Source organism: Thaumasiovibrio subtropicus, assembly GCF_019703835.1.
In the GTDB taxonomy this organism is placed as follows: Bacteria; Pseudomonadota; Gammaproteobacteria; order Enterobacterales; family Vibrionaceae; genus Thaumasiovibrio; species Thaumasiovibrio subtropicus.
Genome location: NZ_AP023054.1, coordinates 2,607,830 through 2,622,578, shown reverse-complemented (window position 1 = coordinate 2,622,578; position 14,749 = coordinate 2,607,830). Strand labels below are relative to the sequence as shown.

Annotated in this window: 12 protein-coding genes; 9 read left to right on the top strand and 3 right to left on the bottom strand. The window is 47.2% G+C overall.

Annotated elements, in window-relative coordinates:
* The first annotated feature begins 29 nt into the window (after window positions 1–29).
* The 8 genes from yejK (at window position 30) to TSUB_RS11510 (ending at window position 10,407) form a co-directional block, all read left to right on the top strand.
* Entirely contained in the window at window positions 30–1,046 is a 1,017-nt protein-coding gene (gene yejK / locus TSUB_RS11545) for a nucleoid-associated protein YejK (protein ID WP_087019157.1), read from the top strand.
* A gap of 309 nt (window positions 1,047–1,355) precedes the next feature.
* A complete protein-coding gene (locus TSUB_RS11540) occupies window positions 1,356–2,864 on the top strand; it encodes an Hpt domain-containing protein (RefSeq protein WP_087019156.1) in 1,509 nt (502 codons plus the stop codon).
* Complete coding sequence (locus TSUB_RS11535) at window positions 2,861–5,377, top strand: hybrid sensor histidine kinase/response regulator (protein WP_087019154.1); 2,517 nt, start codon at window positions 2,861–2,863, stop codon at window positions 5,375–5,377. The genes TSUB_RS11540 and TSUB_RS11535 overlap by 4 nt, the downstream gene beginning before the upstream one ends.
* Before the next feature lie 45 nt (window positions 5,378–5,422).
* On the top strand, window positions 5,423–5,779 hold the full coding sequence (locus TSUB_RS11530) for a nitrous oxide-stimulated promoter family protein (RefSeq protein ID WP_087019152.1): 357 nt from the start codon (window positions 5,423–5,425) through the stop codon (window positions 5,777–5,779).
* A 334-nt stretch (window positions 5,780–6,113) separates the two neighbouring features.
* Window positions 6,114–7,103: a TRAP transporter substrate-binding protein gene (locus TSUB_RS11525; protein ID WP_087019150.1), complete on the top strand. Its 990-nt coding sequence runs from the start codon at window positions 6,114–6,116 to the stop codon at window positions 7,101–7,103.
* 43 nt (window positions 7,104–7,146) lie between these two features.
* A complete protein-coding gene (locus TSUB_RS11520) occupies window positions 7,147–7,692 on the top strand; it encodes a TRAP transporter small permease (protein ID WP_087019148.1) in 546 nt (181 codons plus the stop codon).
* Between the two features lie 5 nt (window positions 7,693–7,697).
* Window positions 7,698–9,098, top strand: coding sequence for a TRAP transporter large permease (locus TSUB_RS11515; protein WP_087019146.1), 1,401 nt, complete (start codon window positions 7,698–7,700; stop codon window positions 9,096–9,098).
* An 826-nt stretch (window positions 9,099–9,924) separates the two neighbouring features.
* Window positions 9,925–10,407, top strand: coding sequence for a hypothetical protein (locus tag TSUB_RS11510; protein WP_087022660.1), 483 nt, complete (start codon window positions 9,925–9,927; stop codon window positions 10,405–10,407).
* A 96-nt stretch (window positions 10,408–10,503) separates the two neighbouring features.
* On the opposite strand, the gene TSUB_RS11505 is transcribed toward TSUB_RS11510, so the two are convergent.
* The 3 genes from TSUB_RS11505 to TSUB_RS11495 form a co-directional block, all read right to left on the bottom strand.
* Window positions 10,504–11,625, bottom strand: a complete 1,122-nt coding sequence (locus tag TSUB_RS11505) for a M20 family metallopeptidase (RefSeq protein WP_087022657.1) — start codon at window positions 11,623–11,625, stop codon at window positions 10,504–10,506.
* Between the two features lie 105 nt (window positions 11,626–11,730).
* Window positions 11,731–12,186 (bottom strand): YjiG family protein, encoded by a 456-nt coding sequence (locus TSUB_RS11500; protein WP_087022654.1) that lies wholly within the window; start codon window positions 12,184–12,186, stop codon window positions 11,731–11,733.
* Window positions 12,186–12,902 (bottom strand): nucleoside recognition domain-containing protein, encoded by a 717-nt coding sequence (locus TSUB_RS11495; RefSeq protein ID WP_087022651.1) that lies wholly within the window; start codon window positions 12,900–12,902, stop codon window positions 12,186–12,188. The genes TSUB_RS11500 and TSUB_RS11495 overlap by 1 nt, the downstream gene beginning before the upstream one ends.
* Window positions 12,903–13,451: 549 nt before the next feature.
* On the opposite strand from TSUB_RS11495, the gene asd reads away from it, so the two are divergent.
* Window positions 13,452–14,570 (top strand): aspartate-semialdehyde dehydrogenase, encoded by a 1,119-nt coding sequence (asd, locus tag TSUB_RS11490; protein ID WP_159064939.1) that lies wholly within the window; start codon window positions 13,452–13,454, stop codon window positions 14,568–14,570.
* Window positions 14,571–14,749: the final 179 nt, after the last annotated feature.

Here is a 14,749-nt window from a genome sequence, read left to right as displayed (position 1 = left end):
CACTACCCGTTAACTGAAAACATTTCATTATGAGCCTATCGCTTTCTCATCTGATTCTTCACCAGATCGTGAAGAACGAACAAGACGAATTGACCCTTAACTTACGTGGCCATTCTTTGGATAACTCTGCCTCGAGTGAAGAGTTAGTTTCTGAATTACATCGTGTTTTTAATAGCAAAGGCGGCAAAGGTTTTGCTTACTTTGACAGTGAAAGTGACGTTCAACAGTGGTTAGCTGACTATCGCGGCGACGAAATTAATTTTGTCGAGTTTAGCAATCAGTGTGCTGAGCGCTTAAAAACTGAGCTGAGCAAATACCCTTTCGCAGAAGCAGGCACTTTGGTACTTGCACATTATCAGTCGTTGGCGACGGAATATTTGTTCGTCGGCATGCTTAACTCACAGCAAAGTATGCAAGTGACCGAGCAATTGGATATCAATAATGTCGCGTACTTGGATGTGGCGAAAATGGATATCGCGGCGAGGATCGACCTCTCGACGTACGATACAGATAAAGAGTCGAAGCGTTACCTGACGTTTATCAAAGGGCGCGTGGGCCGTAAAGTGGGCGATTTCTTCTTGGATTTCATGCAAGCAGAAGAGGGCATGGATACCAAGCAACAGAATCAAATTCTGATGCAGGCGGTGGAAGACTACTGCACTGATGCCCGTTTAGATAAGGAAGAGAAGCAGCAAACCCGCCAGCAGGTGTACGATTACTGTAATAGCCAGCTTCAAAGTGGCGAAGAGTTGACGGTGAAAGAATTGGCAGGAGAGCTACCGAGTGCAGAATCTGGTGGTGATTTCTATCAGTTTGCCGAGGAGCGAGGCTACGAGCTGGAAGAAGCTTTCCCAGTGGATCGCACTGCAATGCGTAAATTGAAGAAATTCGTCGGTTCTGGTGGCGGTCTATCGGTTTCATTTGACAGTTTGCTGTTGGGTGAGCGTATTTTTTATGATCAAGATACGGATACCTTGACCATTAAAGGCACGCCGCCAAACTTGAAAGACCAACTGATGCGCCGTCTTAACAGCGATGATGAATAAATGATTGTTAGCCCGAATGCCGTTGTCGGCATTTGGGCTTGTTCCTGTCTTATTGCCTGCCCCTATTCAATCTTTCTAGATAAAAATGTGTATTAAATTAGTCTAAACTTGCAGATATAGCTTGATATGAGTCTTGTTGCGCTCGTTGGTGAAGTTAATGCTTACGGTGAGGGTAACTTGGGCAATCTCTATCCTGTTTTACAACGTCGCGGCTGTTAGAACATGGCCTTTGCCAAGCTTTCTTCATAGTCGTTAGAGATAATCTAAGTAGTTGTATATACTCGTGGTTCAACGACATTTGGAAAGAAAATGGCATCGATGGCTCCTAGTTTATTGCGCGCACATAAGACCCAGCACATAGGTCACATCCTAGGTATATTAACAATACTCGCGTTAGGTGTGGCGGTATGGAGTATGCAAGCCGCAAACAGTGCTTACGTGCATTCTCAGCAGCTTAATTTGCTGAATAATCAGCGCAATGAGCTGGTGCGCTCGGTTGTTCTTTTACCTGTCAGTGGGATCGGTGAGTTGCGAGAAGCGGTTGGGTTGTCGTCGGAATTTCGTGCTCAGCTGCTTTCCTTGTCGAGTAGTAACCTTGGACAAATAGATGAAGAGGCCTTAGCGTCGCTAAAGTTGGGTGGAAGCCAATTTGCTGATCTCGCGGATGCCGTATTAGCTGGTGGCTATACCGTTATCGATCTGGCTGCTGAGATGGAACAGTTATACGCCAACCCTGAGTTCAAGCCTCATCAACCTATACTGGACAAAATTGCCGCTTACTTTTTCCTCGAGGTTTTTGGGGCAGATCGTAGTCAGCTTTCTATCAGCCACTCAGGCTATCAAGCGTTTATTTATGAAGTTGAAGCGTATATCCGTCAAACGCCAGCCACAGACCGTCGTCATTTAGAGTCAATGTTGAAAACGCTATCGCCCATGGTTGCTCGCCATAGCCAATATCAGCAGACGGCGGGTGAAGTGATGACTCACCATTTTAACCGCCAACTCCCCGCTTATGAGCGCGATGCCGCCCAACATTTGCAAACGATGCGCACGTTACAACGAGGGGCTTGGATGACGGCGTTTCTTTTAGTGATGTCATTTATGGTGGTGATGCGACAGTCTTCAACTCAGACAGAAAAGCAAGTCGTGGTGAATAAAGAGACGCAAGTTGATAGCCCTGAACCTGCCAAAAAAGCGCACCCTGAGGTGGTTGTTGCGGTGCGACAACGCAAGACTGATTCACTCGAAATAAAGGAAGAGCGTCAATCTGATTCGATAGCCACTCACCGCCCTGATCTGAAACAGAACCCGGTGGAAGAAACCTCGGAGCTTGCGTCTGATCATCATGGCTTTGTCGATGTGATTACCCGTCAAGCGAAGGATTCGGTTAGGCAAAACAATATCCGCCAACAACAGAGTGATGTGGTAGAGGCGCTAGATGTATCACATGAAGAGGTGGCAGAAGCCGCTGTCGCGACCTTTGATATAAACTACATGCTTGATGCGATGGATGATGACACCGAATCGGTGAATATGCTGTTGGGGGTCTTTTTAGAAGAGCACAGCGAAGATGGGGAACGCTTATACCAGCTGCTCGCTGATCATCGAATGGAAGAGGCTGAGCGCCTTGTGCACAGTATTAAAGGCGTAGCAGGAAGTCTTGGGGCAGTGCCATTGCAAACCGTTGCCGCCGAACTGGAACAGTGTATCAAGCGTCAAACATTAGATGATGAAAAAATCGCTGAATTTGTGCATCAGTTGAAAACCCTTTCTGCAGAAATAAAGCTGCATCTCAATGTAGGAGCATTCAGCGGATGAAGCGATCTTTTCAGTCCTTAGCAGTTAAAGGTGGGCTGTTCCTACTGGTCTTATTTTGCAGTTTGTGTGCGGTTATTTTCTACGTTATTGAGACTCGCGGTAAGTTGTTGGTCGAAGAAACGGTTAAGCAACATCTCGCCGCAGAATCCGTTGCGGTCGTCCATACGGTTGGCAACCTTGCATCTAATATCGAAGGCCTTACGACCGTTTTAGCCGGCGAGGCTTCAAAAGGTGACCGAGAAGCTTTGCTTAGCTTGATGGAATCACTGTTTACCAACCCTCACACTGGGAATTTGATCGCTGGGGGAGGCGTTTGGCCTCAACCCTATAAAGGCTCAAACGGCTTCTATTTAGATAGCCTGTTTCTTGCCAAAGATCGTTATGATCATCTTGATTTGATCGATGACTATAACCTTGATCCGGCCAACCCTTATTTTAACGAAGAGTGGTATGTGCCCAACTATTGGCTGTCTCCGGGGCAGATCTATTGGTCACAATCGTATACAGACCCGCACACCCATGAACCCATGGTGACTTGCAGTATGCCTTATTTTATTGGTGATGAGTTTGCGGGTGTTGTCACCATTGATGTGCGCTTAAGCGGCTTGCACCCTTTTCTTGCTGAGAAAGGTGAGAGGATGGGCGGGTATTTGACCTTACTCGATCGAGCTGGGCGTTTTATTTACTACCCTCAGCCTCAGATGGTCATGGAGCACACCGATAATGGGCCAGTACCTGTTACGGCTGATAAGCTAGCACAACGAGATCATCGTTATACCAATCAGGCGCTTAGATTAACGCAATATACGCACACTTTGCGGAGACTTGCGGAGAGCCGTCCAGAAGTACTGGAAGTCGCAAACATGATGCTGAAGCGAAGTAGCAGCATCAACTACAACTATGCGCTGTTGGCGGCATTGGCGATCGTCGAGCAAGGTGAGAACCGTTACCCGTCAGCGGAAGTCATCTTTGACGATGTCTTATCCGGCGACCCCATTTTAGAAGAAGACGCTTATCTCAGTGCGGTGGTGATGCCACAAACACAATGGATTTTGATGATGAGCGTACCTGAGCGCAACCTCAGTGCGCAGGTACGCAAGCTTGAATCGAGTTTACTGAGTGTTCTGCTGCCAGGTGTGTTACTGGCGATGGCATGTGCTTACGTCTTTTTCCATCGCAAGGTGATGCGCCCGCTCAATAAAGTGCAACGCGCATTGGCTGACCAAGAAACATCCGGTGACGTTGCACCACTCCCTGTGTTGTACCGTGATGAGCTGGGTGGTCTTATTGAGTGCTTCAATCAGCGCAGCGAGTCATTAATCGCCACCCGTCAGGAAGCCTTGGCGGCAGCGGAAGCGAAACAGCAGTTTCTCGCCACCATGAGCCATGAAATTCGCACGCCAATGAACGGCATCATGGGAGCGGCAGATTTAATACGCCAAAGTCAGCCGAGTAAAGAGGTCGCTCATTTTGTTGATATGGTCGATCACTCCGCACAAAGTTTGATGCGGTTGATTAACGATATTCTTGATTTCAGCAAACTCAGTGCGAGTAAGTTAGAGCTAGAGGCGGTGCCGTTTAATATCACCGAGGTGGGGCAGTACGTTTATGAGTTGCTGAATCCCATCGCCATAGAAAAATCGGGTCGGGTCGATTTCAAGTATTGGGTGGATGATGACTTGCCATCGGCGCTATTGGGTGACCCGACACGTATCCAGCAAATTTTGATCAATCTTGTTGGCAATGCGCTTAAATTCACCGAGAAAGGCCATGTTTATTTGCAAATCAATTTGGTCTCTATGAGTCAGGATGCGGCAACGTTGAAAATGTCAGTGGTTGATACCGGTGTCGGCATCCCGGCGGAAAAAATGGAAATGGTGTTCGAACAGTTTACGCAGGCGGATCAATCCGTGACGCGAGAGTATGGCGGTACGGGACTTGGACTGGCGATCACGCAGGACTTGATAGAGCTTATGGGGGGGGACCTTGACGTTAATAGTCAAGTTGAGCAAGGCTCTACTTTCTCGGTAACCTTGACGTTCCCATTGGTTGAAACTGCCGTAGCCAATGCGAGCTTGGCTGCCGCAGAGCCTATTGCGATTCCCCGTGGTAAGAGTGTGTTGATTGCTGAAGATAATCAAATCAACCGCAAGATTGCGAAAGCCAAATTGAATCGTCTAGGGTTCATCGTCGAAAGTGCCATGGATGGAAAACAGGCGCTTTCGATGTGTGATACCCGCCAGTACGATGTGATTTTAATGGATATCAATATGCCCTTAATCGATGGCTATACTGTGACGCGGCAACTTCGCTCGCAACCAGGGTTGAATCAGTTGACGCCTGTCATCGCGATGACGGCGAACGTTGGGCAGAAAGACATTGATGCGTGTATAGACGCTGGGATGCAAGCGCATGTGGGTAAGCCCATCGACGATACTCACCTACAGCAATTGCTAGCCCAAATCTTTAGTAGTAAAGCGACGCAGACTGAGACTTCAGCTGACACGCTTTGATCTAGGTCAATGGCATTTACCCCTAAAGGCGGATAATGCGCCGTTATGAAAACGATAGTCCGATTATTGGATCCGCAATTACAAGAGCCTCATGTCATTGCTGCGATGATTCAACAGTATTGCCGTCGTCTACACCGAGGTGCCGTTACTTGTGATGAGTGTAAGGCGCTGGAAGAGTATGTGACGCTAAAAATTAGCCATTGCCGTTCAGGTCGCCATAAAACGGCATGCCTCTATTGTGACTCCCCCTGCATGTCTGACGCGAAACGTTTGCAGCTCAAACATGTTATCACTTGGTCTCTCGACCGCATTGGTTGGCGCGAACCGAGCATCATGTTGAAGTATCACTGGATGTCCGCTTGCCATCGCCATCAACAACTTGACGCCCTTCAAGACAGCTAGTTTAACCTCTATCTCTTCGTATTAAGTGTCGAAATACTCAAGCACCGCAGGATAGCTTGGGTATTAAACACTGTGGATATCAATAGTGCGGCGGATGAGATAGGTGTGTAACTGCATGGTTTGTGTGGGATTTTGCTATCTATTCGCTGCGACCTCTCTCACTCGTTGCAAAAAGGGGTAGGAATCTACACATTTGTCCTGCTAAGACTCTCACTTTCTCAATCTGTCTATCAGAATCCACTTTTCCGATTGAAATGTTTGGTTACATTTGTTGCTGAATTGTAATCAAACTGCTGCGTGATTGCGCAGATTTCAGAGGTAAGAGGAACTCAATATGACACACACTCGTTTTTCGTTATCTGCACTAGCAGCGGCGACGCTGTTTTCGTTTGCGGTGCAAGCAGCGCCAGTCGAGATCAAGTTTTCGCATGTGGTCGCTGAAAATACGCCGAAAGGGCAAATGGCGCTGAAATTTAAATCCTTGGTCGAGTCGACGATGGGAGATAAGTATGAAGTGAAGGTTTACCCTAACTCTCAGTTGTTTGGAGATGGAAAAGAGTTAGAGGCTTTGATCTTAGGAGATGTCCATTTTATTGCCCCTTCTCTTTCTAAGTTCAGCAAATACACTAAGCAGCTTCAGTTATTTGATCTGCCTTTCTTGTTCAAAGATATGGAGGCTGTAGATAGATTTCAGCAAGGGCCCGCAGGCCAATCGTTACTTCGTTCGATGGAAAAGAAAGGTATCTTGGGGTTAGGGTATCTTCATAACGGGCTCAAGCAGCTATCTTCAAGTGATCCCTTACGTGTGCCCGCTGACGCATCTGGCAAGAAATTCCGTATTATGAGCTCCGATGTATTGGCCGCTCAGTTTGAAGCTGTTGATGCCGTCCCGCTGAAAAAGCCATTTTCTGAAGTGTTCACACTACTGCAAACAAGAGCAATAGATGGACAAGAAAATACATGGAGTAACATCTATTCGAAGAAGTTCTTTGAAGTTCAGCCTTACATTACTGAGTCAAATCACGGCGTTCTCGATTACCTTGTCGCGACGTCTGCTTTCTTCTGGAGTGACTTGCCAGCAGAGGATCGCCAGCAGTTGCAAGCCGCACTCGCTGAGTCGATTGCTTACGGCAACGCCATTGCTATCGAGAAAGCACAAGCCGACAAGCAAGCGATCATCGATTCAGGCCGCAGTAAAGTCATCACTATCAATGAGTCAGAGCGTCAACAGTGGGTTGATGCGATGAAGCCCGTTTGGCAAGCCTTTGAGAAAGAGATTGGTGCTGAGCTCATTCAAGCAGCCATTGAGAGTAATCAGGGTTAATCGGCAATGGCCCAGTGGAATCACTGGGCCAGAGGTAGTGGTTATGATTAAAGTCCTACACAAGATTGAAGAGTCGCTCATCGCGCTACTGCTGGTGGCGACGACACTGCTTGTCTTCTATGAAGTCGTATTGCGGTTTGTGTTTAATGAAGGGTTGCTTTGGGCGCAGGAAGCAACGTTATACCTCGCTGCTTGGATGGTGTTGATGGGGGCGTCATGGGGGATTCGTGAAGGGGCACACATTGGGGTAGATGCCTTTGTTAAACACCTGCCAACCATGACTCAACGGGTAGTTAGCTTGATAGCAATCACCCTATGCCTCTTTTACTGTGGCCTGTTTTTATACGGTGGTTGGGTCTATTTAAGCAAAATGAAGATGATAGGCATTGAGATGGAGGATCTGCCTATTCCAAAGTGGCAAGCGATGACCTGTTTAATCTTTGGCTTTGTATTGTTGGCTTGGCGACTCTTGGTGTTGGCGTATCAAATTGTTAAAGGAGAGCGCTCAGGCTTTGGATTTGCTGATGAAGCGAAAGAGAGCATGCACTTAGCGGAAGAGCTATCGTCATCAGCAGAGCGCAAGGAGTAGCGAGTATGACCATTTTTGTACTGTTTAGCTTATTGTTTATCAGCATGCTGATGGGAATGCCGATTGCCATCGCGTTAGGCATGTCGAGTGTGACAACCATACTCTTATTCTCGAATGACTCTCTGGCCTCTGTTTCTCTAAAGCTGTTTGAAGCCACCAGTGAACATTACACGCTGTTAGCGATTCCTTTTTTTATTCTCTCTTCTGCCTTTTTATCAACAGGTGGGGTTGCAAAGCGATTGATTAACTTTGCGATTGATTGCGTTGGGCATATCCGTGGCGGGCTCGCCATGGCATCCGTGATGGCGTGTATGTTGTTTGCAGCGGTGTCGGGGTCTTCGCCCGCCACTGTGGCGGCGATTGGTTCAATAGTGATTGTTGGTATGGTGAAGGCCGGGTATCCCAAAGCACTTGCAGCGGGCGTTATCGCCAATGCCGGCACCTTGGGTATTCTCATCCCGCCTTCCATCGTCATGCTTGTGTATGCAGCAGCGACAGAAGTTTCTGCATCGCGGATGTTCATGGCGGGCTTTATTCCCGGTCTAATGATGGGGGGCATCTTGATGCTGGCTATCTATGTGGTAGCCAGAATCAAAGGATTACCTTCTCAACCTTTCCCTGGGTTTGGTGCCGTTGCGATCTCTGGCGGACGAGCCTTGGGCGGATTGATGCTGATTGTGATCGTGCTTGGGTCGATATACGGTGGTGTCGCAAGTCCCACAGAAGCAGCATCAGTCGCGGCCGTTTATGCGTGGTTAGTGTCTATTTGGGGGTATCGAGATATCGGGCCTCTCAAGGGCGTGAAATGGCGAAATGCTGGCGAAGGGGTGCTTAGCGCACTAGCCCGCAATACCTTTTCACTGCCGTTAGCCATGCTACAGAGCTTCTGGCACCCCGAAGTACGAAGCGTGGTCAAAGATGCGGCTAAGGTCAGCATCATGCTGTTGTTTATCATTGCCAATGCCATGTTATTTGCGCATGTACTCACAACCGAACGTATTCCGCATATGATTGCAGAATCCATTGTCGCGTGGGGGCTGCCCGCGTGGGGTTTCTTGATCGTGGTGAATATTTTGCTGCTGTTAGCGGGCAACTTCATGGAGCCATCGGCGATTTTGTTGATCATGGCACCAATCCTTTTTCCGATTGCAACGCAACTTGGTATCGACCCCATTCACTTGGGCATTATCATGGTTGTGAATATGGAAATCGGCATGCTTACGCCACCGGTAGGCTTGAACCTGTTTGTGACGGCGGGCATTACGGGTGAGAGTATGGGGTGGGCGATCCGGGCAGCGCTGCCTTGGTTAGGGCTATTACTGATCTTTCTTATGCTGATTACGTATATTCCTTCAATATCCCTTTTTCTGCCGGAGTACTTCGACAAAATAAACGGTTATCGCTGATTCTATCCCCTGTGCTGACGTCGCCAAGGCTGACGCACACGACATCATTTGCCAGCTTCGGCTGGCTTTTTTTTATCTGCCGTCCAATTAGTCTACATTGCCTGCCTTTTTGCTCTTCTCGTCTCTGCTAGACTCAGGATTTTTGTTATAGAGTTTGAGCTATGTCTCATTTATGACTCGAAAAACGGAATGAGAGTATCACTTCTTCAGGGGGAATTCTCTTAAATAAGTCATCTTGCGTACGGATTTTAAGCTACGTCCTATTTAGGCACATGATCATTGTGTATGAACCTGAGTGGGTCAATCTGGGCGCCACAAATAGCAAATACTTCTAGTTAAGAAGCATTTTGCTGTATTTGTGCCCTGTATTTGAGCTGCAATTAGCCACTCTTCGCTTGTGAGCAAGTCGTGGTGAAGTCTTATCGAGATCAGTTCGGTTGAATACTGGGTCTTAGATGTAAGTATATGGGGTTGGGTACGAGAGAGCTTGTATCTATCAATGAAAGCGTGCGATGAACGTATTCATTAATGCATATTGGATACCGTATTGAAACCTGATAAATAAGATTATTACTGAAATATGAGGAAATTCAACTAAGTGGGGGAATTGTTATTGCTGTTGACATAGTTGCGACGAAATGCCGATTTTTGTGTCCGCAGAGGTATATAACAGCAACACTTTAATGTTTTAACTATTGCTTGCGATGATATAAACGGATGATCTCGGTCTCATATCAATAAAATAGTCATCAAAACACTTCTAATAGGTACTTTGTTCGTATACTGTCTTGTTTGCTTAGCGATGAGCACGTCAGTAGAGGTAAGAATGGCTAGAATTACTAAGGCGGAAAGGGATAAAAATAAAAACACCTTTGACGCTATTATATTGAACATATTTTTGTCAGAAGGGTGGGATGCCGTCACTCTGACACGTTTATCACAAGAAACGGGATTCAAAAAGAGCACACTGCAGGGATACTATCCAACACGCAATGACATGGGCGATGCCCTGACGTTTAAGATGTTGCCATGTGTTTATGCTGAGTTGGATTTTAGTACGCCGACAACCTTTTTGGAGAGCTGGAACAGCTCACTGAAGCATAATGGGGTATTTCGTTCGGTGTTGAGGGTGCTGTTTACCTCATCGCTTTCAGTGGGTGCTGAGCAGGCGATGCGAAGTGGCATGCAACATCTGGTTAATCGCTGTCGTCGCGAGCTAGGCGAAACAGGTGAGCAGGCTATTGTCGACGTACTTGGGGGCAGTTTGGTGATGCTCTGTGAGTCTGAGAGTTTACTGAAAGGTCACTAAACCGGGTAGCCAGAAAAAGAAAACGCCGACAGCTTGCTGTCGGCGTTTTTTATGTCTGCTTGCAACAGGTGGCAAGTCGTCGCATTTTCCTCGAGGTTACTTCTCAGCAATCTTCTCAAGTACACGCATGAGTAGGCGAATACGTGGCTCAATGGTGTTAAGCACTAAGTACTCGTCTGGGCCGTGCATCTTAGCACCTGCTGGACCTAGGCCATCCAGTGTTGGTACGCCCAATACTGCGGTAAGGTTGGCATCAGAGCCCCCGCCTACGGCTTGCCATGTGATATCGATATCAACATCTTTGCCCGCTTCTTCTACTAGGCCCATCAAGACTTCCGTCTTTTCAGAAGGAACCATAGAAGGCTTGTGTGCTTCACGGACAATTTCAGTGGTTACACCATCAACGAAAGGAACCATGTTAGTCAGTTTTTCGTGGACGTCTGCGTACTCATCGTTGTCCCAGAAGCGAACATCGACAACAAGCTCGGCAAGATCTGGCACAATGTTCGCACCCGCACCGCCTTTCACAACACCAGCGTTGAGAGTGGTACCTGATTCGAAGCTGGTCATTTCATTGATCGCAAGAATCCAGTTTGCCATCTCGGTAATTGCGCTACGGCCATTCTCTGGATCGTTACCTGCGTGTGCGGCTTTACCGTTGAAGGTCATTTTATAGCGAGCCATACCTTTACGCGCTTTCACTAGCGAGCCATCGGCACGTGCCGCTTCAGCCACTAATACGTGCTTGGCGGTTTTCGCTACGTCAATCAACCAATCTTGTGAATGCAAAGAACCGATCTCTTCATCTGGGTTCATGCAGATACAGATAGACATTTTGTCTAGCACGGCTTTATCAAGGTTACGCATTGCATAAACGATGTTCAGCAGACCCGATTTCATGTCTGCCACACCTGGACCGTAGGCATTTTCTTCATCGGTTGTCATTGGACGTGCCGCCACTGTCCCGACTGGGAATACGGTGTCCATGTGGCCGATAAGCAAAACATCGATGCTTTCAGCTTCTGGTTTATTGCGAATCTCAAGACCTGGGCCTGCAATGCCACAATCGACGGTTTTGATATCCCAACCACCCATTGCTTCGTATTTTGCAGCCATACGGCCTGCGATCACTTCGAGACCTTCTTTGGTCAACGTACCACAGTCAACATCGATCAGCGGGCGAAGTTCTTCTAGGTAATCTTGGAGAGAGAAATTCATGTTAGATCCTCTTAGCATTCGTGAATGCACTTACGCGCTAGGGCGCAAAGTTGAATAGCATTTGAAGAAGGGCGGCGAACCGCCCTGAAAGGAATGATACGGGCTTTACACTAGGATGTTCATGATGAACATCGCAATGAAGGCATTGAAGACTGAAATCACAATCATTGGGATGTAGTGACGACCTTCTGTGCCGATTACACCTAGGATACGACCTAGATATTGAACTTGAGAACCCATTAGGTAAATTGCTGGTGCTAGGATTGCAACATGGCTGCCGTCGAGGATACCTGCATCGAATAGCGAGATAACTACACCCACTGCACCACCCATCGACATCCAAGCACCGATTAGCACTGCCGCAGCTTCACCTGGTAGACCAAAGATACCCATGACTGGTGCAAATAGCACACCCATCGCATCAAGTGCACCGGTCAGGTTCAAGATAGCAATGATGATGAATGCCATCATTACGTTAGGAATTGTGCTAGAAGTTGAGATGTTCCAGCCTTTGCGCGCACCTTCAACGAAGATGTCAGTAATCATTTTAGATTGTGCCATTATGCTGCTTCCTCTTGAGTGTTAGCTGATTTTTTCTTGTCAGTCATCTGTAACCAGAAACGGAAGATATTTGCACCAACAAACTTCATCGCAAACATAACAATCACAGCAAGACCGATAGATGAGGTTACTGCTTGATCACCATTTGCGTAAGTAAGCGTGAATAGCACTGCACCTGAAGAGAAGAAGTTAACAATGGTCGCACCCGCTGAGAACTGGAACATCGCAAAGACGTCAGTTTCACGCTGTGTCAGCTTACCTTCTTCCTGCAATTGACGCGTCATTGATGCGCCAGCATCGGTGTTTTGTAGAGAGGCAATCAGCGCTAGGCCAGTGTCGCCAGGAACACCCATAAGTGGACGTAGTAGTGGAGTGAGCAGTTTACGTGCAGCGTCTAGGGCGCCGAAGTGCTCTAGGACATTGATGACACCAAGTGCAAACATAACCGTTGGCACTAGAGTAAGTGCGAACAAGAAACCATCACGGGCACCGAAACCGCCAGCACCGCGCATTGTGGTTTTAGTGACTTCAATCGCTCCATCTGCGCCAGCAGTCACATTGTTTGCCATGGTGCCGAACGCACCATTCAATGTTGTGAAGTCGAATACACCGTACCATTCATTGGTTTGCAGCGCGCCTGAGAAGAAAACGAAAGCGAAAGCCAGAGCTATATAGGCACCGATAGTGACCTTTTTGCTCTCTGCAGCATTACTCATAGTAAAACCTCTGGGTGTTAAAATAGGGGTATTAGTTTTGGTAATGACTGCGTGTCGTTTTGATTCATTCCCTGAACACCAAAAAGCTGAGGTCTATTTTCCTCATTGAGCGAGGGAATGAATTGATCGGGGTCAAATTGTGCTACTGAAATGTTAATTATTGATGGATTTCATGCGTATAGCTAACTTTACACAGTGTTTTTTAGCGTAACTATGTCTGTTTGTAGTTTATTCTAAATTAATGATTTTTATATTTTTGTTGCGGTTGTAAGGCAGGTGTTTCTCTGGTGAATATGTATGAAAACAACCGTGTGGAAAAAAAGTTGGCGGCAATTGGCTGTTTTTTACAGTTGTCGATTCAGCGTTGGTTCAGCAAGATTCTGAAGGCGAAAATTGTTGTCTGCATGTTGAGAGACTGTTTTGGTGCCGAATCGCCAATAAATGGGCTGGGAAAAAGCCCGTGAGAAATGCGCTTTATCGCTTGTTTTTGCGAAGTGAATTAGCGATTATGTCTGTTGGTCAATACAAATTACAGGGAGAGATGTAGCGATGATGAGAGTAGGCTTAGTCGGCTGGCGTGGCATGGTTGGATCCGTGTTGATGCAGCGTATGGTAGAAGAAGGTGATTTTGATGTCATCGAGCCCGTATTTTACTCGACTTCTCAAGTAGGGATTCCAGCGCCTAACTATGGTAAAGATGCGGGTCTGTTACAAGATGCTTTTGATATTGAGAGCCTAAAGCAGCTTGACGCCGTCATTACCTGTCAAGGCGGCAGTTATACAGAAAAGGTTTATCCGGCTCTGCGTGAAGCAGGGTGGAAAGGTTACTGGATCGATGCTGCTTCAACGCTACGTCTCAAACAAGATAGTATTATTACGCTTGACCCCGTTAACTTTGAACAAATTCAACAAGGTATTCACTCTGGTGTGAGTACGTATGTGGGTGGTAACTGTACGGTTAGCCTAATGCTGATGGCGGTAGGTGGCCTTTATCAAGCGGGTATGGTTGAGTGGATGACAGCACAAACCTACCAAGCCGCTTCTGGTGCAGGCGCTAAAAACATGCGTGAGTTGATTGGCCAGATGGGCGTGATCAATGATGCCGTGACGTCTGAACTTGCAAATCCTGCCACCTCTATCCTAGACATCGACCGCAAAGTTGCAGAGACATTGCGATCGACAGACTTCCCAGCTAACGAGTTCGGCGTGCCACTTGCTGGCTCTTTGATCCCTTGGATCGATGTGAAACGCGACAATGGCCAAAGCAAGGAAGAGTGGAAAGGTGGTGTTGAAACCAACAAGATTCTTGGTCTTCAAGATAGCCCAATCCCTGTTGATGGTACTTGTGTGCGAATTGGTGCAATGCGTTGCCACTCGCAAGCCTTAACGTTGAAGCTGAAACAAGCCGTACCGTTGGATGAAATTGAAGATATCATCGCTCAGCATAACGATTGGGTGAAAGTGATTCCAAATGATCGTGACATCACAATGCGAGAGCTAACCCCTGCGAAAGTCACGGGCACCCTGTCTGTTCCTGTTGGTCGTCTACGTAAACTGGCAATGGGTGACGATTTCTTGAATGCCTTTACTGTGGGTGATCAGCTATTGTGGGGGGCGGCAGAGCCGTTGCGTCGTACTCTACGCATTATCCTTAGCGAGAAAGCCTAACGTTCTTCAAATAATCACTCCTTGAATATCAAGCCCTAGCGTTACTCGCTGGGGCTTTTTTATGCGTTCGAAATGTCGTGTGTGAGGTCGGTTTATTAGACTTTATTTAAGTGTAGTTGCATTAAAATCCATGCTATTGGTGCTATGTGTTTATTTTAGTGAGTCAGTATTGACCTAAA